The 26,051-nt window shown below is 62.2% G+C and carries 29 protein-coding genes and 1 tRNA gene; 12 read left to right on the top strand and 18 right to left on the bottom strand.

Annotated features, from left to right (window positions below):
- The first annotated feature begins 156 nt into the window (after positions 1-156).
- Together NKJ15_RS22470 and NKJ15_RS22465 are read left to right on the top strand one after the other, a co-directional pair.
- The gene (locus NKJ15_RS22470) at positions 157-699 is read left to right on the top strand and encodes a MerR family transcriptional regulator (RefSeq protein ID WP_352682035.1); all 543 of its coding nucleotides are present in this window, start codon (positions 157-159) and stop codon (positions 697-699) included.
- 74 nt (positions 700-773) lie between these two features.
- Complete coding sequence (locus NKJ15_RS22465) at positions 774-1,115, top strand: hypothetical protein (RefSeq protein ID WP_352472000.1); 342 nt, start codon at positions 774-776, stop codon at positions 1,113-1,115.
- A gap of 126 nt (positions 1,116-1,241) precedes the next feature.
- On the opposite strand, the gene NKJ15_RS22460 is transcribed toward NKJ15_RS22465, so the two are convergent.
- Positions 1,242-1,433 (bottom strand): hypothetical protein, encoded by a 192-nt coding sequence (locus tag NKJ15_RS22460; RefSeq protein ID WP_023674514.1) that lies wholly within the window; start codon positions 1,431-1,433, stop codon positions 1,242-1,244.
- 317 nt (positions 1,434-1,750) lie between these two features.
- Between NKJ15_RS22460 and NKJ15_RS22455 the strand changes: the two genes are divergently transcribed.
- A complete protein-coding gene (locus tag NKJ15_RS22455) occupies positions 1,751-2,029 on the top strand; it encodes a helix-turn-helix domain-containing protein (RefSeq protein ID WP_352471998.1) in 279 nt (92 codons plus the stop codon).
- Positions 2,030-2,148: 119 nt separating this feature from the next.
- A complete protein-coding gene (locus NKJ15_RS22450; RefSeq protein ID WP_352817650.1) occupies positions 2,149-2,607 on the top strand; it encodes a YbaK/EbsC family protein in 459 nt (152 codons plus the stop codon).
- 38 nt (positions 2,608-2,645) lie between these two features.
- On the opposite strand, the gene NKJ15_RS22445 is transcribed toward NKJ15_RS22450, so the two are convergent.
- The 7 genes from NKJ15_RS22445 to NKJ15_RS22415 form a co-directional block, all read right to left on the bottom strand.
- The gene (locus NKJ15_RS22445; protein WP_023674517.1) at positions 2,646-2,840 is read right to left on the bottom strand and encodes a hypothetical protein; all 195 of its coding nucleotides are present in this window, start codon (positions 2,838-2,840) and stop codon (positions 2,646-2,648) included.
- A gap of 147 nt (positions 2,841-2,987) precedes the next feature.
- Positions 2,988-3,221 carry a hypothetical protein gene (locus NKJ15_RS22440; RefSeq protein WP_352817647.1) on the bottom strand — a complete coding sequence of 78 codons (234 nt, stop codon included), beginning with the start codon at positions 3,219-3,221 and terminating at the stop codon, positions 2,988-2,990.
- Between the two features lie 768 nt (positions 3,222-3,989).
- Positions 3,990-4,066, bottom strand: a tRNA-Pro gene (locus tag NKJ15_RS22435).
- A gap of 36 nt (positions 4,067-4,102) precedes the next feature.
- Positions 4,103-5,392, bottom strand: coding sequence for an O-antigen ligase family protein (locus NKJ15_RS22430; protein WP_352817644.1), 1,290 nt, complete (start codon positions 5,390-5,392; stop codon positions 4,103-4,105).
- Complete coding sequence (locus NKJ15_RS22425) at positions 5,389-6,924, bottom strand: undecaprenyl-phosphate glucose phosphotransferase (protein WP_352542416.1); 1,536 nt, start codon at positions 6,922-6,924, stop codon at positions 5,389-5,391. The genes NKJ15_RS22430 and NKJ15_RS22425 overlap by 4 nt, the downstream gene beginning before the upstream one ends.
- 116 nt (positions 6,925-7,040) lie before the next feature.
- Entirely contained in the window at positions 7,041-8,165 is a 1,125-nt protein-coding gene (locus NKJ15_RS22420; protein WP_352817641.1) for a glycosyltransferase family 4 protein, read from the bottom strand.
- 12 nt (positions 8,166-8,177) lie between these two features.
- Positions 8,178-8,741 (bottom strand): polysaccharide biosynthesis/export family protein, encoded by a 564-nt coding sequence (locus NKJ15_RS22415; RefSeq protein WP_352817638.1) that lies wholly within the window; start codon positions 8,739-8,741, stop codon positions 8,178-8,180.
- 255 nt (positions 8,742-8,996) lie between these two features.
- Between NKJ15_RS22415 and NKJ15_RS22410 the strand changes: the two genes are divergently transcribed.
- Positions 8,997-11,246, top strand: coding sequence for a GumC family protein (locus NKJ15_RS22410; protein ID WP_352817636.1), 2,250 nt, complete (start codon positions 8,997-8,999; stop codon positions 11,244-11,246).
- A gap of 23 nt (positions 11,247-11,269) precedes the next feature.
- On the opposite strand, the gene NKJ15_RS22405 is transcribed toward NKJ15_RS22410, so the two are convergent.
- Positions 11,270-12,499, bottom strand: a complete 1,230-nt coding sequence (locus NKJ15_RS22405) for a GNAT family N-acetyltransferase (RefSeq protein ID WP_352817633.1) — start codon at positions 12,497-12,499, stop codon at positions 11,270-11,272.
- A gap of 89 nt (positions 12,500-12,588) precedes the next feature.
- On the opposite strand from NKJ15_RS22405, the gene NKJ15_RS22400 reads away from it, so the two are divergent.
- Entirely contained in the window at positions 12,589-13,647 is a 1,059-nt protein-coding gene (locus NKJ15_RS22400) for a polysaccharide deacetylase family protein (RefSeq protein ID WP_352471988.1), read from the top strand.
- Here the strand turns inward: NKJ15_RS22400 and NKJ15_RS22395 are convergent.
- Positions 13,644-13,871 (bottom strand): DUF2842 domain-containing protein, encoded by a 228-nt coding sequence (locus NKJ15_RS22395; protein WP_023674629.1) that lies wholly within the window; start codon positions 13,869-13,871, stop codon positions 13,644-13,646. The two genes, NKJ15_RS22400 and NKJ15_RS22395, sit on opposite strands and share 4 nt — an antisense overlap.
- A gap of 151 nt (positions 13,872-14,022) precedes the next feature.
- Here NKJ15_RS22395 and NKJ15_RS22390 point away from each other — a divergent pair, with 151 nt between their 5' ends.
- Positions 14,023-15,117 carry a COX15/CtaA family protein gene (locus NKJ15_RS22390; protein ID WP_352817631.1) on the top strand — a complete coding sequence of 365 codons (1,095 nt, stop codon included), beginning with the start codon at positions 14,023-14,025 and terminating at the stop codon, positions 15,115-15,117.
- Here NKJ15_RS22390 and NKJ15_RS22385 read toward each other — a convergent pair.
- The 3 genes from NKJ15_RS22385 to speB are packed head-to-tail and all read right to left on the bottom strand — an operon-like array spanning position 15,107 to position 17,910.
- The gene (locus NKJ15_RS22385; RefSeq protein WP_352817628.1) at positions 15,107-15,946 is read right to left on the bottom strand and encodes an aminoglycoside phosphotransferase family protein; all 840 of its coding nucleotides are present in this window, start codon (positions 15,944-15,946) and stop codon (positions 15,107-15,109) included. The two genes, NKJ15_RS22390 and NKJ15_RS22385, sit on opposite strands and share 11 nt — an antisense overlap.
- Positions 15,947-16,873 (bottom strand): N-acetyl-gamma-glutamyl-phosphate reductase, encoded by a 927-nt coding sequence (gene argC, locus NKJ15_RS22380; protein WP_352817626.1) that lies wholly within the window; start codon positions 16,871-16,873, stop codon positions 15,947-15,949.
- Positions 16,874-16,902: 29 nt separating this feature from the next.
- Positions 16,903-17,910, bottom strand: a complete 1,008-nt coding sequence (gene speB / locus NKJ15_RS22375) for an agmatinase (protein ID WP_352471982.1) — start codon at positions 17,908-17,910, stop codon at positions 16,903-16,905.
- 305 nt (positions 17,911-18,215) lie between these two features.
- On the opposite strand from speB, the gene NKJ15_RS22370 reads away from it, so the two are divergent.
- Positions 18,216-19,274, top strand: coding sequence for a glycerophosphodiester phosphodiesterase family protein (locus NKJ15_RS22370; RefSeq protein ID WP_352817624.1), 1,059 nt, complete (start codon positions 18,216-18,218; stop codon positions 19,272-19,274).
- A 353-nt stretch (positions 19,275-19,627) separates the two neighbouring features.
- Here NKJ15_RS22370 and NKJ15_RS22365 read toward each other — a convergent pair whose 3' ends face one another.
- Entirely contained in the window at positions 19,628-20,506 is an 879-nt protein-coding gene (locus tag NKJ15_RS22365; protein WP_352817622.1) for an aldo/keto reductase family oxidoreductase, read from the bottom strand.
- 94 nt (positions 20,507-20,600) lie between these two features.
- On the opposite strand from NKJ15_RS22365, the gene NKJ15_RS22360 reads away from it, so the two are divergent.
- Positions 20,601-21,509, top strand: a complete 909-nt coding sequence (locus NKJ15_RS22360; protein WP_352614137.1) for a LysR family transcriptional regulator — start codon at positions 20,601-20,603, stop codon at positions 21,507-21,509.
- Between the two features lie 87 nt (positions 21,510-21,596).
- Here NKJ15_RS22360 and NKJ15_RS22355 read toward each other — a convergent pair whose 3' ends face one another.
- From NKJ15_RS22355 to NKJ15_RS22340, 4 genes are all read right to left on the bottom strand, one after another.
- Positions 21,597-22,127 (bottom strand): hypothetical protein, encoded by a 531-nt coding sequence (locus NKJ15_RS22355; RefSeq protein WP_352817620.1) that lies wholly within the window; start codon positions 22,125-22,127, stop codon positions 21,597-21,599.
- A 224-nt stretch (positions 22,128-22,351) separates the two neighbouring features.
- Positions 22,352-22,834 carry a 30S ribosomal protein S9 gene (gene rpsI, locus NKJ15_RS22350; RefSeq protein WP_023674644.1) on the bottom strand — a complete coding sequence of 161 codons (483 nt, stop codon included), beginning with the start codon at positions 22,832-22,834 and terminating at the stop codon, positions 22,352-22,354.
- A gap of 1 nt (position 22,835) precedes the next feature.
- Positions 22,836-23,300: a 50S ribosomal protein L13 gene (gene rplM / locus NKJ15_RS22345; protein WP_023674645.1), complete on the bottom strand. Its 465-nt coding sequence runs from the start codon at positions 23,298-23,300 to the stop codon at positions 22,836-22,838.
- Positions 23,301-23,514: 214 nt separating this feature from the next.
- Positions 23,515-23,979 carry a PaaI family thioesterase gene (locus NKJ15_RS22340; RefSeq protein ID WP_352817618.1) on the bottom strand — a complete coding sequence of 155 codons (465 nt, stop codon included), beginning with the start codon at positions 23,977-23,979 and terminating at the stop codon, positions 23,515-23,517.
- Positions 23,980-24,135: 156 nt separating this feature from the next.
- Here NKJ15_RS22340 and NKJ15_RS22335 point away from each other — a divergent pair, with 156 nt between their 5' ends.
- The 3 genes from NKJ15_RS22335 to NKJ15_RS22325 all read left to right on the top strand — a co-directional run bounded on the left by NKJ15_RS22335 (position 24,136) and on the right by NKJ15_RS22325 (position 25,987).
- Positions 24,136-24,957, top strand: coding sequence for an enoyl-CoA hydratase (locus NKJ15_RS22335; RefSeq protein ID WP_352817615.1), 822 nt, complete (start codon positions 24,136-24,138; stop codon positions 24,955-24,957).
- Positions 24,958-24,966: 9 nt separating this feature from the next.
- A complete protein-coding gene (locus NKJ15_RS22330) occupies positions 24,967-25,389 on the top strand; it encodes a VOC family protein (RefSeq protein WP_352471976.1) in 423 nt (140 codons plus the stop codon).
- A gap of 76 nt (positions 25,390-25,465) precedes the next feature.
- Positions 25,466-25,987, top strand: coding sequence for a CoA-binding protein (locus tag NKJ15_RS22325; RefSeq protein ID WP_352471975.1), 522 nt, complete (start codon positions 25,466-25,468; stop codon positions 25,985-25,987).
- Positions 25,988-26,051 lie beyond the last annotated feature (64 nt).

Raw genomic sequence — 26,051 nt, 5'->3', positions numbered from 1 at the left:
TAAACCGCTGAAATAAGATGCGATTCGGTAGGCCGGATCGGTATTTGGGTGTGATCCGTTCCGCCGGGACGGAAAGCTGCTCTCTTTGTTAAGCGTGATGTCGCCCGAACCCGGTTCCCGCCTTTCGCGATCATGCTCTAGCGTGAGGATTCGTCCATGGACAAGAGCCCTGATGCTTTCCGCACCATCAGCGAGGTCGCGGAGGATCTGGATTTGCCGCAGCACGTGCTGCGTTTCTGGGAGACGCGTTTCAACCAGATCAAGCCGATGAAGCGCGGCGGCGGCCGCCGCTACTACCGTCCGCAGGACGTCGAACTGATCAAGGGTATTCGTCATATGCTCTACGACCAGGGCTATACGATCAAGGGCGTGCAGAAGCTGTTGCGCGAGAACGGCAACCAGTTTCTGATCGCCGTCGGCAGTGGCGACATGGCGGCGGTCGAGGCGATCTCGCAGCGCCGACAGGCCGACACGGTACCGCTGACGCAAGCGGCGCAGCCGCGCGGCCCGGACGACGAAATGCTGGTTGGCCAGCCGAGGGTGAAACCCAGCCGTCGTTTTTTCGGTATGGGCAAGACCGACGAGGAAGGTCCGGTTCCGCCGGACACGTCAAAACTTTCCCGTGACAATCGCGCGTTGCTGCAGGAGGCGCTGTTCGACCTCCTGGAATGCAAGCGCCTGCTCGATCAGGTTCGCTAGAGCCCGCCGGGTTGACCGGAACGGTCTTCAGGGTCATGCGTTAGGCTTCCTTCTGCAGATGAAGGAAGCACGTCATGGCATCGCTTTCGAGCATCTCCGACACCGATCTCAACAAGCAGGTCGCGGCCTTGGCCAGGGAACTGGCCACCTTGAAGAAAGCCGTGTTGAAGCAGGGCGGCGCCTTTTACGAAGACGGGCGCGATACCGCGTCGGATTACTATTCGGATATCACTGAGCGGCTCGGCAACGCCTTGCCGGCAATCAGAAGGCAAGGCCGGGCGATCGAGAAGACCGCCCGAGATCACCCGGCGACGGTGGCCGCTGTCGGGCTGGTTCTGGTCGGGCTCGTCGCCAGTCTGTTCCTCGGCGGCCGGCAGCAAAACGCGCCGCGAGCGCGTTCAAGGTCGGCACGTTAAGAAAAGCAAATGGCGGTGGTCAGCGGACCGCCGCCATTTTTCGCCGACACGGCAAACCCGGCAAGCGCGCCGCCCTTGATCCAGGACCAGAACGGCTGACTGCGGGTTGTTCGCCCGAGGGTGTTTTCAGTACTTCTTCGCGACAACCTTCTTGTGATGGTGGCGGTAGTGGTGGACGCGGTGATGGTAGTGATGGCGGTGATGCTTCTTGACGGTGGTGTGCATCGTCGTCGCATTCGCGCTGCTTGCGCCGATGATCGGCATCGAGAGTGCAAGTGCGATTGCAAGTCCAAGAGCGGAGAGAAGAGGCTTCTTCATGACATCGTTTCCTTTTTGCGCAGGCGGAATTTGAGCGTCACTGATTCAGGTCGGTGACTCGAGCGCTGCGGTTGGGACTATCGCCTTGGAGTTTTTCGGCAGTTTCTCCGGCCTGTAGAATTTTGTTTCCGAACTGTGTCTGCTGAGGATCCGGCCAGATGTCAGCTCGCCGGCATCCGCCATCCATTCCGGCGTCGGTTCACGATGCCGTGACGCTATCTTTGATGCTTGGCAAATCACCGGCGAGCGGGCATTCTCCCGATCGTCTCAGGCAACAACATGATTTGATCTAACTCTTTCATCCCACGGAGTTGCCAATGCCCCAAATAGCAAAACGCGAACCTTACTCCGAACTGGCGGCGAGCGCGGTTACGCCTGAACGCAGTGCCGTCCGAACCGCCCGGGAAGCCCGTGGATACAGCATCGAAGAGCTGTCCCTGGCGTGCGGGCTGGCAGCCTATGAGATTGCCGACGTTGAAAGCGGCAAGGATGCCGATCCCTCGAAACGTCGGCGTATTGCCTCCGCGCTTCAACTTCCGGAAAGCGCTCTGTTTGACGAAGCCGTGTTGCCTGCCAAAAGGCGATCCGTGTCGTAGCGACGTGTCATGCTTTTATTCCACGAGCTCGCCATGGGTCGCCCTGGCGGGCTTCGTTTTTTCGGCTACGTAGTGGACTTGACGGCCGCCACGGCGACGCCAGACGGAAATTGCTGGAGATGAGCCTCGAATCCGTTCGCGCCTTCTTCGCCGCACACGCGGCCGACATTGACGTCATCGTCACGGAGGCAAGCTCGGCGACGGTGGCTCTGGCCGCCGAAGCGCATGGCGTGGTGCCGGCGCAGATTGCCAAGACGATCTGCTTGCGCGCCGGCGACCAGACGATGCTGATCGTGGCCAGCGGGATCTCCAGGCTGGACAATCGCAAATTCAAGGACCGGTTTGGTGGCAAGGCGCGAATGCTGGACGCCGACCAGGTGCTCGCCGCGACCAACCATCCCGTCGGTGGGGTGTGCCCGTTCGGCCTACCGGCGCCGCTCCCGGTCTACTGCGACATCTCGCTGCGCGCCTTTGACGAGGTCGTCCCGGCGGCAGGCGCGACGAATGCCGCCGTGCGGCTCAGCCCGCAACGCCTGGCCGAACTCGTCGACGCCGAGTGGGTGGATGTGTGCCAGTAGCGATTTATCCGGGTCGTGGAATCCGCTGAGCGTTACCGCTACTCGGTCTTCTGTGGCTCTTCTTTCTTGATCGTCTGAGCGTCCGTGACAGTCGACATATCGGCCTTCTCGACGCTTGCTGTCTTCGTCTGCGTGTCGACCGATGCCTGAACCTTGGAATGCGCGGGGCAATCCGCAGAGGCAGCTGATATGGACATGGTCAGTGCCGCGGCTATTGCGAGGAATGTCTTCATGATCATTCTCCTCTTTCGTTCGATGGGTAAAGTTAGCCCGTCTGGCACCGACCGCAAAATCACATTTGTTCACACGCGCTCCTGCGCACACGGAAGCCGACGCTGGGCCAGTGATTCAAATGGCTGCGCGGATAGCCGCTTGCCGTATCAAGGCCCACTGGCTCCGGCCGGAGGATTTTTGGCGTTAGAGATCTCGCCGCTCAGAGCCAGTCTCAAATCTTCGGCGCTGAGCTGACCACTTTCAAATAAATCCATCACTCTGCGGCCGAGCACTTCTCTGCCTGGATCTCCATCAGCGAGGCCTAGTTCACGGCATCGGGCATCAAGTGCCTTGGTCAACATGGTCAGCTCGGCAGGACAGGCAACTCCTTGAAGCGACATTGCATCTCTCCCGAAAAGGGCGAAAGCGCGTGGCATCTTCGTAGCGTCCGCTCGCCCTTACAACTGCGGACGACGGCAATTCAACTAGAGCCAACCTTTTTCGAACTCAACATTCAAACGTACCAAAACGCCGCGCGCTCCAATGCGAGGATCCTGCTACAATACGGTATGGCCGTCCGAATAGCGGTTGTCCTCGCGCTTCTTTTCGCCTTCGCCTACGGTTTCGCAAAACTCGCGGAACATTATCGCAGCGTTGGCGACAGGCCCTCTCCGTGTGAAGAATTGCCCTATCCTGATTGTCCTGACCAAAAAGCTCCTCCCCGGGAAGAAACTGAGCCTTGAGCGCGCGCCTGTTCAGGCCAGGCCAGCCGTCGGGATTGAATTAGTTCTTTCCAACCGATGGTTGGTGGACGCATTGCAGCTGATGCGCCTAGGATTCAGTACGATCCGCGCGCACCGGGCATGCCCAACCCCCGAGTCACCCCTGCCTGATGCAAGGCGCCTGATCGAGTCCCGCCGTTCTGGCATGTGCGGCGGGACCTTTTCTCACGATAAAGGTTGGCGTACGCAGCAAAGCTTACCTAGCCATTACCGCGCGGTTTCTCGGTGGGCTTCTGGCTAGACGCCAGCCTCCGTGCCTCGCGCACGAGTGATGCGTGATCGATTCCTCGATGAGATCACGCGCCTGCGTATGTTGCGCTGGCTGCAGTGCGGCTATTGTCTGTACAGCCAGTTTGGGGGAAAACTGGCTAAGCCTTTGGATTTTAATGGTCGGAGTGGCCGGATTCGAACCGACGACCCCTTGACCCCCAGTCAAGTGCGCTACCGGGCTGCGCTACACTCCGGACCGGTCGCGATGTATCGTGATAGACCGGGTCCGGTCAACCGAATTCGGTTGCTGTCCTGCCTGAGGCAACCGCGACGGGGATTGCCGGTCGCTGCGTCGCCCGCAACTGCCACTGGTGGCGGTATTCGAGCGCGATGGCACCCCAGATCAAGCCGAGCAGCAGGTAGACATGGCGCCAGTGGTCGATGTCGATGAAGGTGCCGAGCCCGATATTGCCGATGAAGGCGACGTAGGCGCATAGAAGATAAGGCTGCCACGGCCGGTCGCGCAGCAGAATGCGGAAGCCGGCGGCGATCGTCCAGCACGTCAGCGTCAGGAACGACACGAAGCCGAGCCAGCCGTAATCCATCAGCATCTTCAGCCAGATGTCGTGCGTGTCCTCGCCGAAGATCTTGCCGAAGACGAGCGGGCCGATGCCGAACGGATGCTCCAGTGCCATCTGAAAGCCGATCGTATAGCGGGCGAAGCGGCCGAGCCGGGCGGTGTCGTAGCTTTGTTCGAGCTGTGCGCGGTTCGAGAACATTTCGGCGACTCCTGGCAGTTGCAGGATGACGATCATTGCGATGACCAGCAGTCCGACGGCGGCGATGGTCATGACGACGACGCGCAGCCTGAACTTGCCGCTGGCGCTCTGCAGGAACAAGGCACCGGTCAAAAGGATCGCCGAAACGGCGAACATGCCCCAGGCGCCGCGCGAAAAGGAAAAGAAGATGCCGGCGGTGATGATCAGCAACGGCACCGCCAATAGCGGCATGCGTGCGACCGAGCCGGTAAGCAGCAGGTAGAGCAGGTAGATGCCGGGCAGCACCAGGAACGGACCGAACACGTTCGGGTCCTGGAAGGCGCCGGCGGCACGGTCGTATTTGGTGAAGATCTCGGCTCCTGGAAAGGCATGGAAATAGCCGGCTATGCCGACCAGCGAAGTCAGCACCGCCGACACCACATAGGCGACGAAGATCACCCGGTAGAGACTGGGCCGGACCGCCGTTACCGAAGCGAAAAAAACCGCGGTTAAGGCCAGGAACAGCGAGACGGCGAGATAGAGCGGCGTGCCGGCGAGGTCCGACATCTGCGTCATCGAGATCATGCCGCCGATGTTCATGATCACCAGCAGCACCAGCAGCGGCACCGCCGCGCGTTGTATGCGCAGGCCGAACAAGGGCCACACCACGATCAGCCCGACCATATAGAGGTCGTATGGCGCCGGTTCATCGATGACGAAGCCCGACAGGAAAACGCCGAGGAAAACCGCCCCCGACGCAATCAGTGCAATCAGCTTGGCGTTGACCGCCGCCGCCGGCAATACATAGGCCGTCGCGCTCAATATGCGTTTTCCGTGTTGAGCAGTCGGATCGGCGTCAGGAACAGGATTTTGAGGTCGAACAAGAGCGACCAGTTCTCGATATAATAGAGGTCGTATTCCGTCCGCATGCGAATCTTCTCGTTGGTGTCCATCTCGCCGCGCCAGCCATTGATCTGCGCCCAGCCGGTCACACCGGGTTTGACCTTGTGGCGAGCGAAATAGCCGTCGACCACTTCATTGTAGAGGAGGTTGTGCGACTGCGCGGCAATGGCGTGCGGGCGCGGCCCGACCAGCGACAGCGAACCGAACAGCGAATTGAAGAACTGCGGCAGTTCGTCGACCGAGGTCTTGCGGATGAAGCGGCCGACGCGGGTGACGCGCGGATCGTTCTTGGTCACGGTCTGTTTGGCCGTCGGGTCCGCCTTGTCGGTATACATCGAACGGAACTTGTAGACGTCGATGATCTCGTTGTTGAATCCGTGCCGCTTCTGATGGAACAGCACCGGCCCCTTGCTGTCGAGTTTGATCGCGATTGCGGTCGCCAGCATCACCGGCGAGAACACGATGATGCCGATGATCGAAAAGACAATGTCGAAGGCGCGCTTGGCGACCGAATCCCAGTCGTTGATCGGCTTGTCGAAAATATCGAGCATCGGCACCGAGCCGATGTAGGAATAGGCGCGCGGCCTGAACTGCAGCGCGTTCGAATGCGCCGATAGCCGGATGTCGACCGGCAGCACCCACAGCTTCTTCAATAACTGCAGCACGCGCGATTCGGCGGTCAGCGGCAGCGATACGATCAGCATGTCGATGCGCGCGATGCGGGCAAATTCGATGAGTTCGGAAATTGTACCGAGCTTGGGATAACCGGCGACAACCGGCGGCGACCGCTTGTCGCCGCGGTCGTCGAAGATGCCGCAGATGCGGATGTCGTTGTAGGGCTGCCTTTCGACCGAGCGGATCAATACCTCCGCCGCCTTGCCGCCGCCGACGATGACGGCGCGGCGCTCCATCCGCCCGTCGCGCGCCCAGCGCCGGATCAGCTTCGACATCACCAGTCGGAGACCCAGGATCAGCACGAAACCGACGACGAACCATGTGCCGAAGAGCAGGCGCGAATAGTCTTCCGACATTTTCATGGTGAAGGCGGTGAGCGCCATCAAGGCGAATGTTCCGGCCCAGACCAGCAGGAGACGGCCGAAATTGGCGATCGGCCGCATCAGCGCGACGATCTGGTAGCGGTCGGTGACGTCGAACAGAACGACCGCGAGGAACGAAGTGGCGGCGATCGTCAGTGAGTATTGCCAGGCAAGATAGTTGAAAAAGCCGACATAATAGAAATAGACGGCAAGACCTGACACCAACAGCAGCGCGAATTCCACCATGCGCAGGACGCCGCTCACCATGATCGGCGACATCGTATCGCGCCGGTATTGCGAGGCGACCTGGCGGGCAACATCGTTCATGCCGCCGGCCGTATTGTTCTCGGCAGGGGCGTCGAATTTGCGCACCGCGTCTAGCGAAAAACGGCGCGCTGGGTCGATTTCGTTCATGGGGCGTCCGCAGGTTTCCCTCAGGTGAATAGCAAAAGAGAGCTAAGAAACCCTTGAAACAACGGATGGCTTTGGAGACGCTTTCACCAGGAGCAGCCCGGTGGAAACCCGTTGTTCTATTTTTTGAGCGCGGCGAAATAGGCCTTTTCGATTTCGGCGGCCATTACATCGGCGCCGAAGCGTGCCTTGAGGTCGGCGAGGCCGGGCATCAGGCCTTTGTAGGTGTCGAGATCGGCCAATGCGGCGCTTATCTTGTCGCCAAGTTCGCGCGGGTCGGGCCGGATCAGGACAGGCGAGCCGGTGTCGAAGATTTCCGGTATGCCGCCGACCGCCGTCGCGATGATCGGCTTGCCGGCGGCGAGCGCTTCCAGAACTATATAGGGCATGGCTTCCGCGCGCGAGGGAACGACGACCAGTTCGGCCAGCCTGAAGGCGAGCCTGGCCGGCATCGGCGCCAGGAAGCTGACCTCGAGGCCGAGTTGATCTACCTGGGCGCGATAGCGCGGCAGGTCGTCGCCGTCGCCGACCATCAGCGCTTTCAATGGGCGGCCGAGCCGTGTCGCGGCTCGCCCCAGCGCATCGATGAAGATGTCCGGGCCTTTGAGGTCGCGCATCATGCCGATATAGAGGAGGTCAACCGCATTGTGCTCGGTCCGCACCGGCTCGAACTCGGCGGCGCGCAGGCCGTTGTGGACGAGAGCGTTCGGAATGGGCGGCTCGCCGACCTTCCTGCGATAAGTCCGCCGCTCATAATCGGAAACAAACAGCAGGCAATCGGTGAAGCGAGCCATGAAGCGCTCGAGCGCGAAGAACAGCTTCCCCATGGCGGTGGTCTCGTCATAGTGAAGCGAGCCGCCATGCGGCGAATAAAGGCGGGCTACGCGAGACCTGGATACCCGCAACAATGAGCCAAACAGACGGGCATAGGCGCCACCTTTGGCGCCATGCCCGTGCAGCACGTCCGGCCGCAATTCTTTTATGATCCTGTAGGTGCGCCGGGCCGAGGCGAGATCGCCTGGCCCGACATGACGCTGCATCGGGGTGCGGTGAATGCCGAGCGCCAGGCTGCCTTTCATCTGTTCGAACAGCCGTTCCTCGAAATCGCCGCCCGTCGTCGAATCGCAAACGATGCCGACGGCATGGCCGGCGGCGACCTGAGCCTCGGTCAGGTCGCGCACATGCCGGAAGATGCCTCCGACCGGTGAGCGAAAGCAGTGGACGATCCTGAGTGTGTCCGCCACTTTGTCAGCACATCAAAACAGGCGTTCGCGAACATAGACTGTATCGCCGGGCAGCAGCGGGTCGGAGGTCACCACGCGTCCGGTTATCACCTTGCCGTTGATGTCGCGGGTAATGTCGACGCTTGCCTGGTTGGCGCGTGGCGTGAACCCGCCGGCGATGGCGACGGCTTTCTGCACGGTCAGGCCTGGAACGTAGGAATACTGCCCCGCCGCACCCACTTCACCCATGACGAAGATCGGCCGGTAGCGATCGATTTCTACCGAAACATCGGGATCCCGCAAATAACCCTGGCGCAGTTTCTCGGCGATCTCGCTTTCAAGCTGTTGGGCGGTGTGGCCGCGCGCCGGCACGTTGCCAACGAGCGGCAGCGAGAGATAGCCGGACTGATCGACGCTGTAGGTATTGGTCAGTCCTTCCTGCTCGAACACGGTTACGCGGACGCGGTCGCCGGCGCCGAGGCGATAGGGCTGGTCGAGAACTTCATGGAATGCGGCCGGCGTCGGCCGGTAGCTGGAGCAGCCCGAAAGCATCGATACGGCAAGCAGCGCGCGGAAAAGGGGAGCAGTGCTTTTCATGAGCGGACACGTACCTTTGAATAGCCGGCGACTCTGCGGCAAACCTTAACGATCGAGCTCGGTTATCATCCTGTTAGGGTTAATGGCCGGTAAAGGCGCGCGGCCGATGCGGGCCGGATCGACGAATGCAGATGGTTTTCAGCCTCTTGTTTGCGGCTTGTTAATAGAGCCTGACAGGTTCTTACCGCGATATTAACGGCTGAGTTACCATAGTTGTTTACGGTGCATGCTGACTCAGTACCGGAGCAGGGATGCATGTCCGTTCAATCCGCGGCCGCAGATGTCGACGTCGATCTCAGGCAGCTTTTCGCCGGCCTGGCGCGAAACTGGCTGCGCATCCTTGTCGTCGCACTGGTTGTAACCGGTCTGGCCTTTGCGCTCGCCTGGCTTGCAACGCCCGAATACAAGGCGGCAGCCAAGCTGGAGATCGGGCCTCGAGAATCGGAGTTCACGCGGCCAGCCGGGGCCAACGGCAACGAGCGGTCGATTCCCGACGAAGAGGCTGTGGCCACCGAGGTCCAGATCATCTCGTCCCCCGACATCCTCAAGCAGGTGGCGGCGAAGCTCAACCTGGCGAAATTGCCCGAATTCGACGAGGCGCTGAAGATGTCGGCGCTGAGCCGCGCCCTTGTCCTTGTTGGCTTGAAAAGCGATCCGTTCGAGATTCCGCTGGAAGAGCGCGTGCTGGACGCAATGCATGAGAAGCTCAACGTCTATGGCGTTGAAAAAACCCGCGCGATCGCAATCGAGTTCTCGTCAGAGGATCCAAAGCTTGCCGCCGCGATCCCGAACGCCATTGCAAACGCCTATATCGCCTCCAAGGGCAATGCCAAGCTCGAATCGAATTCCGCCGCCACCGACTTTCTGGCGCCGGAAATCGCGGATCTGCAGAACCGGGTGAAGGAGGCGGAAGCCAAGGTTGCCGCATTCCGTGCGCAGTCCGATCTTTTGATGGGCGGCAACAATTCGGTGCTTGCCACCCAGCAGCTGTCCGAATTGTCGAGCGAACTGTCACGCGTGCGCGCCAATCGCGCTTCGGCGGAAGCGACCGCTGACAGCGTGCGCAGGGCGTTGCGCAATGGCGGCTCGCTGGATGCCGTTCCGGAGGTGTTGTCTTCCGAACTGATCCAGCGCCTACGCGAGCGGCAAGTCGAACTCAAGAACAACATCGCCGACCTTTCCACCACCTTGCTCGACAACCATCCGCGCATCCGCGCGCTGAAGTCGCAGCTCGCGGATCTCGACCGCCAGATCCGCAACGAAGCGGAAAAGATCATGAAAGGTCTGATGGCGCAGGCCGAGACGGCGAAGGCGCGAGAGGCTCAACTCGTGGCAGACGTCAACACGCTGAAGGCGGCGTCCGCCCGCGCCGGCGAAGAGCAGGTGGAACTCGATGCGCTGCAGCGTGATGCCGCGACCAAGCGTCAGCAGCTCGATCTCTATTCATCCAGCTATCTCCAGGCGGCCGCACGCAAGGATCGCAACTATCTGCCCGTCGACGCTCGCGTATTTTCGGACGCCCAGGTGCCGGCCGAACCTTATTTCCCCAAGATTGGTCCGATTGTCAGTGCGGCCTTTGTCGGCTCGTTGCTCATCATGGCGATCGTCACGCTGCTGCAGGAACTGTTTTCCGGCCGCGCCATGCGTCCGGCCGCCGGTGCCCATTTCGAGCGCATCGAGCAGGTTGCGATGCCGGCTGCCCAGGCCGAACGCGTGATGGCCGAGCCCGACCCGTCGGTTGGCCGGTCCGAACCGGCAGTCGTTGAGATCGATGAGGCCGACGACGACAATATCATTGAAAGCAAAGTGGAGCCGGAACCCGTCGCGGTGGCGGAAGCGGCTGCCGAGAAAATCGAACCGGAGTACTCTGAAATGGCCGCTGGAGACATTGAACCGGCACGTTCTATCCTCGGCGAGGTCGACATCGACAAGGCCGCGGAAAAACTGATCGCCACCGGTGCCGCCCGCGCCATATTCGTGTCACCGGAAGGCGACGAGGCGGCCGCCTCGGCAGTGCTGGTGGCGCGCGCAGTCTCCGACGCCGGGCTTCGCGTGCTGCTGCTTGATCTCACCGCTTCGGGTGCTGCCTCGCGGCCGATGCTGGACAGCGGGCTGTTTCCGGGCATCACCGATCTGCTCGCCTCACAAGCGCAGTTCAGCGATGTGATCCACCCCGATCTCTATTCGGACTGCCACGTGATTCCCGTCGGCACAGCCGATCCGGTCCGCGCCATGCGCGCCGCCGACCGGCTGCCGATCATCATGCAGTCGCTGACCACCGCCTATGATTTGGTCGTGGTCGAATGCGGACCGGCCGACGCGCAAGGCATCAGCCGCCTGGTGGGCGAGGGGACCGAGGTTTTGCTCTCCATGCTTGAACCGGACGACGAGGTGACGCAGGCCGCGGTCGCGCTCATCGAGAGTGGCTATCCCGACCTGACGCTGGTCACGCCCATCGGCCATGTGGCGCCGGGCCCAATGCCGGGACGGCGCTCGGCTGCCTGAGGCAGTTTTCTCTCAAATCGAAATCAGCTGTCGTCTTCGCCTGCGGCCGGTGCTGTCCGCCCCACGGCTTTGCGGCGCAGCAGCTTGGTCAGCTTCCAGACCATTGGGCTGTGCTTGATGAATGCCTTCAGGCTTGCGCCGTGCCTGAGCGCAAGCGCCAGCGCACGACCTTTCGGCGTCAGCGGAACCAGCACCTCGAAATGCTGCGTTTCGACATCGCACCACAATCGCTTGTAGGGTTCGTCGCCGACCGAGAAATCATAGATTTCGAAACCCGCCTCGCAGGCTTCCTGGATGTTCTCGAAGAACAGGAAGTCGCCCGGGCTGGTGTGTGCGAGGTCGTCCTCGGCAATCGCCCCGAACTCGCAGATCAGCCGCTTGCCCGAACGGCTCGACCCGGTGACTGCACGAAGTTTGCCGGCGACTTCCAGCCCATGCAGGACGAAGGACGGATCTTCCTCTTGAAGCGCGTCGGCAAACAGCGAGCGGAAAAAAGCGCGCACCTCCGCCTCACCGAAAACATTGGCGATGCCCATCTTGCGGAAGCGGAATTCCTTCATCTCAAAAAAGGCATCGAGCAGCATGTGCACCTCGTCCGCAGTCCTCGCCTCGATGCGACGATAGCTGCCAACGGCCTCGAACTTGCGCGCCTGCGAGCGATGCTTTTTGCGCCTGCGCTTGCCGCTCACGCGGGTGAGCAGTGCGTCAAATCCTCCCACAAGACCGGCAGCCAGCGACAGATTGGGGCTCGAAAAATGCGGCAAGGCGGAGAGCGGGTTGGCAACGCCGTCGAGATCGGGCAGCAGCCGCTCCAGCGCGACAAGATCAATGTCGCGCCGCGCCTTGGCAATCGCCGCCAGCATCGAGCGGATCGCCGCGCTATCGGCATTCGCCAGCCATTGCGGGTCGGCGGCGGCAAAATTGCCGTTTGCATGGCGGCCGCCCATGAACCGGGCGACGCGGAACGCTCCACTGCGAGTGACCTCCAGCGCCAGTGAGAAAACCGGCCTGTCCTCGGCGCGCAGCGTCGCAACGACAACGTCGGCGCCGGTATGTGCGGCCCAGTTCAGGATCCAGCCGGCGCTTTGCGCAGGGGCAAAAAGCGCCGAATGGCAGAATTCTGCGTACGCCGCCAACGCCGCACTATCGGCGACCGAGGTTGACAGGCCGGCTTTGCCGGCCGGCAAGGCATACGGCGACGCCTCGCTGCTTGCCAGCCGATTGCCGTCAAATGACGCGGTGGCGTCAACCATACCTCAATCCTTGGGGCGTATTCGTCGCGATTGGGGGTCCGCGCAGGCGCATTCCATGCTTAATGAGCTTAGGCGCAAAAGGTGAATGAATGATCGACGGGGGCGAGGCAATCCGCAAACTGGCGCTCAATCTCGCCCGCTATTCCGGTCTCGCGCCGCTGGCCAAGCCGTTTATCGGCGGCCTTGGCGCCATCCTGATGCTGCATCGGGTAACCGCGACACCGGAGAAGCCGAACGGTGTCAACCGCCATTTGAACATCGCGCCTGGGTTTCTCGACACCGTGATCGCCGACATGAAGGCGAACGGCTACAGTTTCGTCACGCTTGACGAGGCGATCGAGCGCATCAAGGCCGGCGACAAGGACGGCCAGTTTGCGACGATCACCGCCGACGACGCCTATCGAGACAACATGACCGAGGCGCTGCCGGTGCTGGAGAAGCACGGCGCGCCGATCACCATCTACGTCGCGCCGGGGCTGATCGACGGCGCTGCCGATTTGTGGTGGGACGTGGTCGAGGACATCGTCAATGCGCGCGATCGCCTGACGCTGACGACGCCGGATGGCCCGGTGACAATCGACTGCTCGAGTCCGGGAAAAAAGGTCCAGGCCAATGCGCGCCTGCACGCTCATCTGACGCTGAAGGTGCGCGAGCAGGACCAGCGTGCGGTGTTGCGGGATCTGGCGCGCTCGAACGGCATCGAGTTGGGTGGTCCGCGCCCGAGCACGCTGATGAACTGGGACGAGATCCGCACCATGGCCGGGCACCCGCTGGTGGCGATCGGCGCACATAGCGTCAATCACTGCAATCTGAAGCGGCTTTCCGAGAGCGATGCGCGACATGAGATCGGCGACGTCAAGCGCATATTGCAGGCCAAACTCGGCGAGGAACCGCGCCATTTCGCCTATCCCTACGGTTATGCCAGTGCCGTCGGCCGCCGCGAAGTAGGCCTAGCCCGCGATGCCGGCTACGCCTCGGCGGTGACGACCCGCCACGGCATACTCCGCGCCGAGCATGCCGGCTTCCTGCACGCCCTGCCGCGCATTTCGGTCAATGGCCGCTATCAGAGCGTCGCCCACATCCGAACAATGTTGTCGGGCGTGACGACGCCGCTGGCCAATGCCGGCAAGACGGTGGTGACGATCTAACTGTTGCCTCGCCCCTTCGGCCGCGGCTCCAGGATCAGCCATTTGATGATGCCCATCGCCGGCAGCACCCACAAAAGCCCGCTGAGCAGGAAGAAGATGAAGTGCGCCAGCGGCCCGGACTGCGACAATTGGGCGACCGCCACGATCGAGGCGACCAGCGCATAGACTATGACCAGCACTACCAGCAGGAAGCTTCCGATCAGCTTTTTCAGGCGAATGGGCATGGCGCGATCTCGTTGATCGCTATCGCTTAGGCCGAACAGCCAATACGCGCAACCCGCCAGAAACGGCGCGACGGCGTGCCGCGCTGTCCGGTCTTGCAAGCCGGGTTGCGATGGTTCACCAATCCGCGACTTCAACTGCCGGGACAAATCCATGGCTGCTGCCATATCCGATGCCGCGCCTTTCGCCGCCCGCGATCGCGACCTTCGCAACCGCGCGCTGGTACGCGGTTGGCTCTATGTCGTGCTCCTGGTGCTGTTTGCGCTGGTACTGGTCGGCGGCGCTACAAGGCTCACCAATTCCGGCCTGTCGATCACCGAATGGCAGCCGATACACGGCGTCATCCCGCCGCTCAATGATGCCGAGTGGCAGGAGGAGTTCCTGCGCTACCAGCAGACCCCGCAATATGCCGAACTCAACAACGGCATGAGCATCGAGGCGTTCAAATCGATCTTCTGGTGGGAATGGGTGCACCGCATCCTGGCGCGTAGTGTCGGCGTGGTCTTCGCCCTGCCGCTGCTGTTCTTCTGGGCGACGCGCCGCATCGAGCGGGGCCTCGGCACGAAGTTGTCGGGCATCCTCCTTCTCGGCGCTCTGCAGGGCGCGATAGGCTGGTGGATGGTGGCGTCCGGGTTGGTTGACCGGGTTTCGGTCAGCCAATATCGGCTGGCGACGCATCTGACGCTGGCGGCGCTGATCTTCACGGCGACCATGGTGGTCGCGCGTGGGCTGGCGCCGCACTCGGAACCTGCCGCCGACAGCTCGACGCAACGTCTGGCCGGCTTTCTGGTGCTGCTGGCGCTGGTCCAGATCTATCTCGGCGGGCTGGTCGCAGGGCTAGACGCCGGCTTGAGCTACAACACCTGGCCGCTGATGGACGGTAAGCTGGTTCCCGGCGACCTGCTGCTGCTCGAGCCGGCATGGCGCAATTTCTTCGAAAACCCGAAGACGGTGCAATTCGTCCACCGGGTCGGCGCCTACACGATCTTCGCGGTCGCGCTCTGGCACATGATTGCGACATGCCGGCGCCTGCCGGGCACGACGCATGCCCGGCGCGCGACGCTGCTGTTCCTGATTGTCGCGGTGCAGGCGTCGATCGGCATCGGCACGTTATTGATGCAGGTGCCTCTGCACATGGCCCTGACGCATCAGGCATTCGCGCTCGTTCTGCTGGGCTTCGCCGCCGCGCATTGGCGCGGTACCAAGGGCGCTTACCCGCTGCCCCACGAGATCGCTCTCAGAGGCTGAGCCGCACCCGCCGGATTGCCGCGGCAATCGCCAGCTCGCGGTTTTCGTCGACCGCATTGCGATCTTCATGGTGCCATGCAGCCGACAGACAGCCATAGGCGATGGCGTGGTCCAGTATCGCGGGCGGCGACTGGCCGAGCGTTGCGGCAAAGACATGCGCCATATGCGCGATCCGCCGCGGATCGGTGCAAAGATCGTCTCGGTCGAGTGGGTTGTAGAACACATTGGCGGCATCGAAGCCGGGGTCGCCGAGAACGCCCTTCGGATCGATCGCCAGCCAGCCGCGCGGACCGTGCATGATGTTGTCGTGATGCAGGTCGCCGTGCAGCGGCCGTACGTCGTGCGGATTGGACAACAGCCGTTCCGCGATTTCGGCAGCTTCGACATACAGGCTCTTTTCGCCGGCGGCGCGATCGGCCTTCGCCTTTTTGAACAGGCTGGAAAACCGGGTCCGCAACGGCTGAAGGTCCGGCGGGGCAGGGTGCTTCGACGGCGAGAACAGCTTGGCCATTACCTCCGCCGCGATCGCGGTGGCGGCATTGTCGCCCTGATCCGCAATCATCTGTGACAGCGAGGTTTCGCCGGCATACTCGAGCAGCATCCGGTGGCCATCGCGACCCAGCAGCCGCACCGCGCCTTCGCCACGTCGCCAGGCGAGGAAATGCTCGCCGCGCAACTCGTCCTCGACATCGTCGAAAGGCTTTAGATCCTTGACGATTGCCGGTGAGCCGTCTTCGCGATCAACCTTCCAGATGCGGCTGCTGAACGTTTCGGCGATGAGTTCGGGCGCGCCGACCTTCCAGCGCTTCGGAAATGCTGGCGCATCCATTCAGAGGCCGAGCATCAGATCCATGTTCTGCACGGCAGCGCCCGAGGCGCCCTTGCCGAGATTGTCGTAGACGGCAAGCAGCAGCGCCTGCGCCCTGTTATCATTGGCAAAGACATAGAGCTTCATCCGGTTGGTGCCGTTGTAGATCTCCGGATCGATGTCGGGCATGCGTTCCTGATGCAGATACGGCGCTACCTCGACCACGCCGCCATCGATGGAAGCGAAATGATCGGCGATCGCCGCGTGAAGCTCGGCACCGCTCGGCACATGGTCGAGGCCGCCGAGTTGCAGCGGCACCACCGTGATCATGCCTTGCGCGAAATTGCCGACTGCCGGCTGCATGATCGGATCGTGCGAAAGCCTGGCATAGGTCCTGAGTTCCGGCACGTGCTTGTGCTGCAGCGACAGTCCGTAGGGCAGGAATTCCGGCGCATCCTCGCCCTTGGCGACATAATCCTCGATCATCGGCCGGCCGCCGCCGGAATAGCCGGAAATGCCGTTGACGGTGACCGGAAAATCGGCCGGCAGCAGCCCCGCCGCAACCAGCGGCCGCAGCGTCGCGATTGGTCCTTGCGGCCAGCAGCCAGGATTGGCGACGCGCTTCGCCGAAGCGATCTTCTTCGCCTGGTCCTTGTCCATTTCGGCGAAACCATATTCCCACCCATCGGCGACACGATGCGCCGTCGAGGCGTCGATCACTTTGGTGGTGTCATTGGCGATCAGCGAAACGCTTTCCTTGGCGGCCGCGTCCGGTAGGCAGAGAATCGCGACATCGGCGGCATTGAGGAACTCGGCGCGCGCTGCCGTTTCCTTGCGGCGCTCGGTCGGGATGGAGATGATTTCCAGGTCGCCGCGCTCGGCAAGCAGCGCCCTTATCTGCAGACCGGTGGTGCCGTGCTCGCCGTCGATGAAGATTTTCGGTTTCATTGCGTGCCAAAATTCCTGTTATCTCAAAGCTATATGCCGCTCGCCTGATTCAATCCGGCAACGCTGTGATTGCCTTGGTTCATTTCCTCGAGCCGGGCCTTTCGTTCCGCCAGCAGCCCGAGATAGTGCATGGCCACCATCGAGCCGGCAATCGCCGTTATATCGGCGTGATCATAGGCTGGCGCAACCTCGACGACGTCGGCGCCGACGATATCGAGCTGGTTGATCTGGCGCAGCACCGACAGGATCTTTGCCGAAGACGGGCCTCCCGCGACCGGCGTTCCGGTGCCGGGCGCAAAAGCCGGGTCCAGGCAATCGATGTCGAAAGTGACGTAGGTCTTCTTGCCGCCCGTACGGTCGACGATGGCATACGCGATGTCGGACGCACGCATTTCCTCCACTTCATGGCCATACAGGATCTTGATGCCGAACGTGTCGGGCGCATGGGTGCGGATGCCGATCTGGATCGACCGGTCGGGGTCGATGATGCCCTCCTTGACTGCACGGCCGACGAAGGAGCCGTGATCGATGCGCTTGCCGTCGTCGGGCCAGGTGTCCTGGTGTGCGTCGAACTGCACCAGAGCCAGCGGGCCATGGATGGCGGCATGCGCCTTGAGCAGCGGCCAGGTGACGAAGTGATCGCCACCGAGTGACAGCAGAAAGGCGCCGGATTTCAGGATCTTGGCCGCTTCGCGTTCGATCGTGGCAGGCGTCTTCTGGTGATTGCCGCTGTCGAGCAGGCAGTCGCCATAATCGACCACGGCAAGCTGTTCGAACAGATCGCGCGAAAACGGATATTGCGGGTCGTTGTCGAGGATGGCCGAGGCGCGGCGGATTGCCTGCGGCCCGAAACGGGCGCCCGGCCGATTGGTGACCGCAGCGTCGAAGGGAATGCCCCACACCACCGCATCGGCGTCCTTCACGTCCTTCGAATATTTGCGCCGCATGAACGACAGGGCGCCGGCATAGGTCGGCTCGAACGACGCACCCGTCCTGGAGCGGGTGGTGAAGGCATGATCGATGGTCCTTGGCGGCATGAAGCGATCTCCTGTGCGTCGACGCGCAACCTTATTGGACATAATTCTCAGAATTGCGACCCCTGCGGAGGATCATGGCCATTCGATCCGGTCACAAATCCTTGCTCGCCAGGCGAACCCGGCATGGCTCGCCATGAGATTGCCTGGCAAGCAACCGAAAGTAGCCGCCGAAGACTGCTTCGGCCGGCGCTGACCTGATTTTCCGGCATTTTGCAAGCCGGCTTCGTTCACCTGCCTGTCACGGGCATCGCTTAACCGGGGTGCGATCCCGGTACGGAGCGATTCTCGTGCGAATGACCTGTCTCATGCGAACGATTTGGTTGAGCCTTCTATTTTCCGCGGCGCTGGCGCTCTCCCTTGGCCAGGCATCGGCAGGCGAAACGCGCGCCAGGCAGATTCTCGACCGCTTCGAGCACGCCAACCAATGGCGCGACCATGTGATAGTGGCCGCGCACCGCGCCGGCGGCATGCAATCCGGCAAGACGCTCTATCCCGAAAATTCGATCGCCGCCGCCGAGGCGTCGATCGCAATGGGCGCCGAAATCGTCGAGGTCGATATAAGGCGCTCGAAGGACGGACAGTTCGTCGTCATGCATGACAGTTGGCTCGACCGCACGACGAATTGCAAGGGTGAGGTGGTCAACCGCACGATGGCCGAACTCAAGACGTGCCGTTTGGTGATCGAAGGCACCGGCGCCGTTACGGGCGAGACGGTCTCGACATTGCGCGAGATGTTGATGACGACCAGGGACAGGATCCTCATCAATCTCGACAACAAGCTCGACACCGAAAGCCTCGTCGGCATGGTCGCGGTTGCGCGCGACCTCGACATGGCCGAACAGGTGATCGTCAAGGAGAACCTGTGGAATGCGGAGCGGATTGCCAGTGTCAAGGCCGCCATGGACGCGATCGGCAGCGGCTTCCAGTTCATGCCGATTATCGCCGATGACGCGGTTCGCGACGCCATGTTTGCCGAGAAAGTGGGCCGGGCCTTCCCGATGCGCGCGGTCGAGATGATCAACTGGCGCACGGGATCAGAGACACTGACCGAGACCGGCGGCCCGCTGTTCAGCCCGCGCATGCGCGCGCTGGCGGTGAGGGGCGACTGGCACATCTGGGCCGACACCTATGCCATCGTCAACAAGCCGGGCGGCTTCCTCGCCGGCGGTCGCGGCGACGAGCTGGCGGTTGCGGCCAGCCTGCCGCGCGAGACTTATGGCTTCTGGGTTGAGCGCGGCGCCACCATCATCCAGACCGACGAACCGAAGGCCGCCATCAGTTGGCTGGCGGCGAACGGTTTTCGCGTGCCCTATGCCGGTGAGAAGCGCCCGGCCGAGCCGGCCAACACGGCCAGCATCAACTAGACCGGCGCGGCGAGAATTGGATCTCCCTCTTGTGGTGACGATGCCCGGCAGGGCAGAAGGGCGCTGTCCCGCCGACCCCAGGCCGACAGCGCCAAACTTTCGAAGGAACCCAGAAACAGAAAACCCGCCTCCGTGGGCGGGTCGCTGGAGCCAATTAGCACCATACCCAGATTAGTAGCATAGCTGCCGGCACAAAGCAAGAACAAAATGTGGCGTAGTAGCAGAAAAATGCGACGATCCTTCAGCGCCTCGGCGGTTCCGCCTGCAAGGTCGCGCCTTCGCTGTCCTGCCGGCAATCTCCCCCGCAAGGGAACCCACTTGGGGGAGATTGGCTCATCACTGCCTTCGGCAATCTACCCGCAGGCCGCCATTGCCACACCATCCAGCTCCTTGATGACATCGTCCGACAGTTCGAGGTCGGCAGCGGCGAGGTTCTCTCTGAGATGCGCGACGGAAGACGTGCCGGGAATCAGAAGAATGTTGGGCGCGCGGCGAAGCAGCCAGGCGAGCGCGACCTGCATGGGCGTGGCGCCGAGGCGTGCGGCGACCTTGGACAAGGTCGACGACTGCAACGGGTTGAAGCCGCCAAGCGGGAAGAACGGCACATAGGCGGTGCCGTCGCGGGCGAGATCGTTGATCAAGGCATCATCGCCCCGATGCGCCAGATTGTACTGGTTCTGCACGCAGACGATCCTGCACATCCGGCGGCCTTCGGCGATCTGTGCGGCGGTGACGTTGCTCAGCCCGATGTGGCGCACGAGGCCCTGTCGCTGGAGCTCGGCAAGCGTCGCAAGCGGCGCCTCGATCGACCCTTCGGCGGGGCCATGCGCGTCGAACATGACCCGAAGGTTGACCACCTCCAGCACGTCGAGTCCGAGATTGTGCAGATTGTCGTGCACCGCCTGTGTCAGCTCTTCTGCCGAGAAAGCCGGCAGCCACGAGCCATCCGTGCCGCGTCGGGCACCGATCTTGGTGACAATAACGAGGTCGTCGGGATAGGGTGCGAGCGCTTCGCGGATCAACAGGTTGGTCACCTGCGGGCCATAGAAGTCGCTGGTGTCGATGTGGTTGACGCCTTGTGCAACGGCTTCGCGCAGTACGGCCAATGCCGCGTCGTGGTCCTTTGGTGGGCCGAAGACGCCTGGCCCTGCGAGCTGCATGGCGCCGTAGCCGAGCCGTCTCACCTTGCGGTCGCCGAGGATGAATGTGCCGGACTGGTCGACGCTGGACATGGTCTTTCTCCTTCAGGAACGGTGCACAGATAGACGCTGTCCGATCTCATGATAATTGGCTACAATTCGCACGGGCTGTGCGGAATGACGAACAATGCAGATTGATCTCGGGGACCTGAACGCCTTCGTGGCCGTAGCGCGCGCCAAAGGCTTTCGGGATGCGGCACGCGCCAGCGGCGGCAGTGCGTCCGGCTTGAGCGAGGCGGTGCGGCGCCTGGAGACGCAGCTCGGTGTCAGGCTGCTCAACCGGACGACCCGCAGCGTTGTCCTGACGGAAGCCGGCGAAGGCCTGCTGGCGCGGCTCGGTCCTGCCTTGACCGAGGTGGAGTCGGCTCTCGACGTAGTGAACGGCTTTCGCGACAGGCCGGCAGGTACGTTGCGCCTCAATGTGCCGGTCAGCGCGGCGCGGCTGGTACTGCCCAGCATCGTTCCGCCTTTTCTCGCCGCCTATCCAGGCATCCGGTTGGAGGTGATCTCGGAGGAGAGCTTCGTCGATGTGCTGGCGGCGGGGTGCGACGCCGGCATTCGCTATGAGGAGCGGCTGGAGCAGGACATGATCGCTGTGCCGATCGGACCGCGCGTGCAGCGCTTCGCCACCGCCGCCAGCCCGGCCTACTTGGATCGTCATGGCCGGCCGCAACACCCGCGCGACCTGCTCGGCCACGCCTGCCTGCGCGGCCGCTTTGCCAGCCGTGCGATGCCGCCGTGGGAATTCGAGCGCGACGGCGAGGTGGTGCGGGTCGACCCGACGGGGCCGCTTCTCGTGACCCTGGGCGGGGCGACTGACCTCAAAGTCGATGCAGCCATCGCCGGCACGGGCATCATCAGCCTGTTCGAGGATTGGCTACGCCCTCACTTCGAGAGCGGGGCGCTCGAACCGCTGCTTGAACCCTGGTGGCAGAGCTTCTCCGGGCCGTTCCTTTACTATCCCGGCCGGCGCCTCGTGCCGGCACCGTTGCGGGCGTTCATTGACTTCATCAAGGCGTCCGCCGGCCAGCCCTGACACCCAGGAGAGCCGCGCCCGAAAATAAGCGCGGCTCCCTTCCCTCAGGTGACCCGCCACTACGTTTCGCGGCAGGTCTTGCTTGATCTATTTGACTGGAATCATCAGGTGCGCGTAGGGCGTGTCGGGAAACATGACGTATGGTTGTGTGGGGTTCGGCTCGTGGGGATACAAGGCCATCATGTCTGGTGCGTTCATGACCATCACGTGCGGACCATCATGCAGCCATTCGGCTCCCTCCGGCGGCTTGGTTGCAAAGGGGTCGGTATTGCTGGCCGCATCGCCTCCTTTTAGCATGTAGGCGAAAGCAACTTTCCCTGCAGGCGGCTCCTTCTTGGACATGATCGCGTGCATCCACGCCATCCCGTTCTCATCCGTGCACATTGGGTCGTCGGCGGGAGTGCTCGGGTCGTCCGGGATGCAAGTGAAACCGTTGGTGCCCTTCCTCAACGTTTTCATCTCCCAATTCACGACGGCGGCGTTTTTGCCGACAGCCGCCGGTGCTGCTGTAATCGCATTCTCGATCAGCTGCTCGTCGCTTTTGTCGGCCGCAGGCGCGGCGAATGCCCAAGTGGCGGCGACAGCTGCCAGAAACGCACTGCTGGAATGGATGCGCATTGCCTCCTCCTTCGCGAGCGTCGGGTTACCGGCGCGTCGCAACGTGCACAGCTCCCGCTCTGTGGAGTTGGCTGCTGCCCTGGGATCTGGAACGCGCCTGTAATTAAGATACAACTAATATTACGTTGGGTCACCTGAAGATGCGGGATTGCTATGTCGACAAAGAAAAGGGGGCTGCGAATACGCAGCCCCTCTGAAAAAATCGATAGAAAACAGGTCTCTGTTTAACGCTTCGAGAACTGGAAGGAGCGGCGGGCCTTCGCCTTGCCGTACTTCTTGCGCTCGACGACGCGGCTGTCGCGGGTCAGGAAGCCGCCCTTCTTGAGCACGGCGCGCAGCGCCGGCTCGTAATAGGTCAGCGCCTTGGAGATGCCGTGGCGCACGGCACCCGCCTGGCCGGAAAGGCCGCCGCCGATGACGGTGGCAACGATGTCGTACTGGCCGGCGCGATTGGCGGCGATAATCGGCTGGTTGAGGATCATCTGCAGCACCGGACGCGCGAAATATTCGGCGAACACCTTGTCGTTTACGACGATCTTGCCGGAGCCGGGCTTCACCCAGACGCGGGCGATGGCGTTCTTGCGCTTGCCGGTGGCGTAGGCGCGGCCCGACTTATCGAGTTTCTGGACGTGGACGGGTGCGGCCGGCTGGGTGTTGGTATTGCCGGTGGCAGCTCCGAGTTCTGCGAGCGAGGAAAGCTCAGCCATCTTACGAAACCTTCTTGTTCTTGGCGTTCAGCTTGGCCACGTCGAGGACGACGGGCTGCTGGGCGACATGCGGATGTTCCGTGCCTGCATAGACGCGGAGGTTCTTCATCTGGCGACGGCCGAGCGGGCCACGCGGGATCATGCGTTCGACGGCCTTCTCGACGACACGTTCGGGGAAACGACCCTCGAGCAGCTGGCGCGCGGTGCGCTCCTTGACGCCGCCGGGGTGGCCGGTGTGCCAGTAATAGACCTTGTCGGTGAACTTCTTGCCGGTGAACACCACCTTGTCGGCATTGATGACGATGACGTTGTCGCCGTCGTCGACGTGCGGGGTGAAGGTGGGCTTGTGTTTGCCGCGAAGATGATTGGCGATGACAGTGGCGAGACGGCCGACGACGAGACCCTCGGCGTCGATCAGCACCCACTTCTTCACCACATCCGCAGGCTTCTGCGAAAAGGTTGCCATGGATTGTTGCTTTCGGTTCGGACCTTCAAAAGAAGGCGTTTCTTGTTGCTTGGATTGGCGAAAGGCGCTTGCCCGCCGCCAATAACAAAACGGCGGCCTTTGCGGGCCGCTGTTCCGTGGGGGCTTATAGGGGAGGGGTTCGACCGCGTCAAGGCGCATGAAATGTCGGCGAGCTATCAAAATCCAGCAAAAACAATGCCTTGGATGAAAGGTATTATTTTACCACACCATCAATCCGCTTTGGCGGGATCGAATAGGTGCCCGTTGCGTGCGCTACCGTGTGTCCCTCCGCGCCGGCGACGATGTCGATATCGAACACCATCAGGCTCTTGCCGAGCTTGAGGATGCGGCAATGGCCGTCGATCGGCCCGGCCTCGGCCTTGCGGACGAAATTGATGTTGAGACTGGTGGTGACCGAAAGCGCATCCGGTCCGGCATGCGAGAGCACGCAGACATAACCGCCTATGTCGGCCAGCGTGAACAGCGCCGAACCCGACACGGTGCCGCCGGGACGCAAATGGCGCTCGTCGGCGTTGAGCCGCACGACACAGCCGCCTGGAAACACCTCCAACGCCTCGTAGAAGGTGAACTGGTCGTTGAGCTGCGGGAAAATGGTCGCCATCAGCGCGTTGATTTCGGCAGCCGTCAGCACCGGCTTGAGATTGCTGTGGGCGGGCATTTCAGTCTCCCGGTTTGCGCCCTGCTTGTATGAACGCGACGTGGCGTTTCTGGCAACAGCCATTCATTAGGGCAGTAGCGGACGAGGGAGTTGGACGAAGCGAGACGGCATACTAGATTTGTCCATCAGCGGTCCGGATTCGCGGAGGAACGACCTATGGCCGAAATCGTCGCCATCAAGCCTGCCGTTGCCGAAGGGCCGGTCGTCTCCAGGCTGGACAACGGTGTGCTGCGCCTGACGCTCGCCAATCCGCCGGCCAACGCTCTTTCGCTTGCAGTGATGGCGGCGCTGACGGCGGAACTCGACCGCGCCAAGGCCGACAAATCCGTCCGCGTCATCGTCCTTGGGGCGACCGGCAAAGTGTTCTGCGCCGGGCACGACCTCAAGGAGTTGAGCGCGCACCGCGCCGATGCCGATCGCGGCAGGGGCTTCTTCGAAAAGACGTTTTCCGCCTGCGCCGCGCTGATGCAGGCGATCGTTCGCCATCCTAAGCCGGTGATCGCCGAAGTCGACGGTCTGGCGACGGCGGCCGGATTGCAGTTGGTCGCCAGCTGCGATCTCGCCATCGCCTCGCACGAGGCGACCTTCTGCACGCCTGGCGTCAATATCGGACTGTTCTGCTCGACGCCGATGGTGGCGCTGTCGCGCAACGTTTCGCGCAAGCACGCCATGGAGATGCTTTTGACCGGCGAGACGATCGATGCGGCAACCGCCAAGGAATTCGGCTTGGTCAACCGCGTCGTGCCGCGCGAATATCTGAATCAGATTGTCACCAAATACGCGCAAACCATTGCGTCCAAATCCTCTCTGGTCGTCAAGATCGGCAAGGAAGCCTTCTACGAACAGGCAAAAATGGGGCTGGCCGAGGCCTATGATTACACCGGGCGCGTCATGGTCGAGAACATGCTGGCGCGCGATGCGGAAGAGGGCATTGGCGCCTTCATCGGCAAGCGCAAGCCGGAATGGCCGGAGGAGTAGGAGGCGGATATGGAACCGCGCATCTCCATCGTCACCATCGCCACCGACGATCTCGACCGTGCGACGCGCTTCTATGAGGCGATGGGCCTGACCCGCCATGCCGGGATCACCGACGGCGTTGCCTTCTTCCAGATGGGCGGCGCCATTCTTGGCTTGTTTCCGCGCCCAAGCGCCGAAGAGGATTCGGGCGTCAGCTTCTCGAAGGCGCCGTCGGCCGTCTACCTCGCCTACAACACCCGCTCTGACGCCGAGGTCGACGAAGTGCTTGCGGCGGCTGAGAAGGCTGGCGGCAAGATCGTCAAGCCGGCCGGGCGCGCCTTCTGGGGCGGCTGGTACGGCTATTTCGCCGATGCCGACGGGCATGTCTGGGAAGTCGCGCACAATCCGGCTTTTCCGATCGCGGAAGACGGATCGATTTCGCTGCCGGCCTGACGACGTTCTCCCTGGCCCATTGCAAGCCACTTGCTCGGCTGTTGGCACCTCACTCTGAAGCGCTGTATGACGAGGCATGAACCACGACGCCTACGACAACGCCTATATCGCCGGCATCCTCAATTCGGTGAAGACCATCGCCATGGTTGGCGCGTCGGCCAATGACGTGCGGCCGAGCTATTTCGTGCTCAAATATCTGCTCGGCAAAGGGTTTTCGGTGTTCCCGATCAATCCCGGCCAGGCCGGCAAGGAAATCCTCGGGCGGATGACCTATGCCAGGCTGGCCGATGTTCCAGAGCCAATCGACATGGTCGACGTGTTTCGCGCTTCCGCTGCCGTGCCGGGCATTGTCGACGAGGTGTTGCGGCTCGATCCGCTGCCGAAAGTCATCTGGATGCAGCTTGGCATACGCCATGACGAGGCGGCGACGCGCGCAGAGGCTGTCGGCATCAAGGTGGTGATGAACCGTTGCCCCAAGATCGAATATGGCAAGCTGTCCGGCGAGATCGGCTGGACCGGCGTCAATTCCGGCGTCTTGTCCTCGAAGAAGCCGCTGATGCGCCCGGGATTCCAGAGTTTCGGCGTTCGCCAGAAGTAGGTAGTGAATAGAGAATGGTGAATAGAAAGATTTTTCTGGAAGGCCGGCAAGGCGGCATATGAGC

It is taken from the genome of Mesorhizobium sp. M0207 (genome assembly GCF_040321995.1).
Classification (GTDB): Bacteria; Pseudomonadota; Alphaproteobacteria; order Rhizobiales; family Rhizobiaceae; genus Mesorhizobium.
The sequence above is the reverse complement of the archived record's forward strand: the minus strand, read 5'-3'. Positions and strand labels throughout refer to the sequence as shown.

Bases quoted from the DNA above. Each gene is read 5' to 3' on its own strand.
- NKJ15_RS22340 (WP_352817618.1), bottom strand. From the start codon at position 23,979: ATGCCCGCCCACAGCAATCTCAAGCCGGTGCTGACGGCTGCCGAAATC.
- argC (WP_352817626.1), bottom strand. From the start codon at position 16,873: ATGAAACCGAAAATCTTCATCGACGGCGAGCACGGCACCACCGGTCTG.
- NKJ15_RS22460 (WP_023674514.1), bottom strand. From the start codon at position 1,433: ATGAAGAAGCCTCTTCTCTCCGCTCTTGGACTTGCAATCGCACTTGCA.
- NKJ15_RS22400 (WP_352471988.1), top strand. From the start codon at position 12,589: ATGATCGACGGGGGCGAGGCAATCCGCAAACTGGCGCTCAATCTCGCC.
- NKJ15_RS22425 (WP_352542416.1), bottom strand. From the start codon at position 6,924: ATGAACGAAATCGACCCAGCGCGCCGTTTTTCGCTAGACGCGGTGCGC.
- NKJ15_RS22450 (WP_352817650.1), top strand. From the start codon at position 2,149: ATGAGCCTCGAATCCGTTCGCGCCTTCTTCGCCGCACACGCGGCCGAC.
- NKJ15_RS22440 (WP_352817647.1), bottom strand. From the start codon at position 3,221: ATGTCGCTTCAAGGAGTTGCCTGTCCTGCCGAGCTGACCATGTTGACC.
- NKJ15_RS22415 (WP_352817638.1), bottom strand. From the start codon at position 8,741: ATGAAAAGCACTGCTCCCCTTTTCCGCGCGCTGCTTGCCGTATCGATG.
- NKJ15_RS22365 (WP_352817622.1), bottom strand. From the start codon at position 20,506: ATGTCCAGCGTCGACCAGTCCGGCACATTCATCCTCGGCGACCGCAAG.
- NKJ15_RS22335 (WP_352817615.1), top strand. From the start codon at position 24,136: ATGGCCGAAATCGTCGCCATCAAGCCTGCCGTTGCCGAAGGGCCGGTC.
- NKJ15_RS22330 (WP_352471976.1), top strand. From the start codon at position 24,967: ATGGAACCGCGCATCTCCATCGTCACCATCGCCACCGACGATCTCGAC.
- NKJ15_RS22355 (WP_352817620.1), bottom strand. From the start codon at position 22,127: ATGCGCATCCATTCCAGCAGTGCGTTTCTGGCAGCTGTCGCCGCCACT.
- NKJ15_RS22470 (WP_352682035.1), top strand. From the start codon at position 157: ATGGACAAGAGCCCTGATGCTTTCCGCACCATCAGCGAGGTCGCGGAG.
- NKJ15_RS22395 (WP_023674629.1), bottom strand. From the start codon at position 13,871: ATGCCCATTCGCCTGAAAAAGCTGATCGGAAGCTTCCTGCTGGTAGTG.
- NKJ15_RS22455 (WP_352471998.1), top strand. From the start codon at position 1,751: ATGCCCCAAATAGCAAAACGCGAACCTTACTCCGAACTGGCGGCGAGC.
- NKJ15_RS22385 (WP_352817628.1), bottom strand. From the start codon at position 15,946: ATGGATGCGCCAGCATTTCCGAAGCGCTGGAAGGTCGGCGCGCCCGAA.
- NKJ15_RS22360 (WP_352614137.1), top strand. From the start codon at position 20,601: ATGCAGATTGATCTCGGGGACCTGAACGCCTTCGTGGCCGTAGCGCGC.
- NKJ15_RS22325 (WP_352471975.1), top strand. From the start codon at position 25,466: ATGAACCACGACGCCTACGACAACGCCTATATCGCCGGCATCCTCAAT.
- rplM (WP_023674645.1), bottom strand. From the start codon at position 23,300: ATGGCAACCTTTTCGCAGAAGCCTGCGGATGTGGTGAAGAAGTGGGTG.
- NKJ15_RS22390 (WP_352817631.1), top strand. From the start codon at position 14,023: ATGGCTGCTGCCATATCCGATGCCGCGCCTTTCGCCGCCCGCGATCGC.
- rpsI (WP_023674644.1), bottom strand. From the start codon at position 22,834: ATGGCTGAGCTTTCCTCGCTCGCAGAACTCGGAGCTGCCACCGGCAAT.
- NKJ15_RS22370 (WP_352817624.1), top strand. From the start codon at position 18,216: ATGCGAACGATTTGGTTGAGCCTTCTATTTTCCGCGGCGCTGGCGCTC.
- speB (WP_352471982.1), bottom strand. From the start codon at position 17,910: ATGCCGCCAAGGACCATCGATCATGCCTTCACCACCCGCTCCAGGACG.
- NKJ15_RS22445 (WP_023674517.1), bottom strand. From the start codon at position 2,840: ATGAAGACATTCCTCGCAATAGCCGCGGCACTGACCATGTCCATATCA.
- NKJ15_RS22465 (WP_352472000.1), top strand. From the start codon at position 774: ATGGCATCGCTTTCGAGCATCTCCGACACCGATCTCAACAAGCAGGTC.
- NKJ15_RS22410 (WP_352817636.1), top strand. From the start codon at position 8,997: ATGTCCGTTCAATCCGCGGCCGCAGATGTCGACGTCGATCTCAGGCAG.
- NKJ15_RS22405 (WP_352817633.1), bottom strand. From the start codon at position 12,499: ATGGTTGACGCCACCGCGTCATTTGACGGCAATCGGCTGGCAAGCAGC.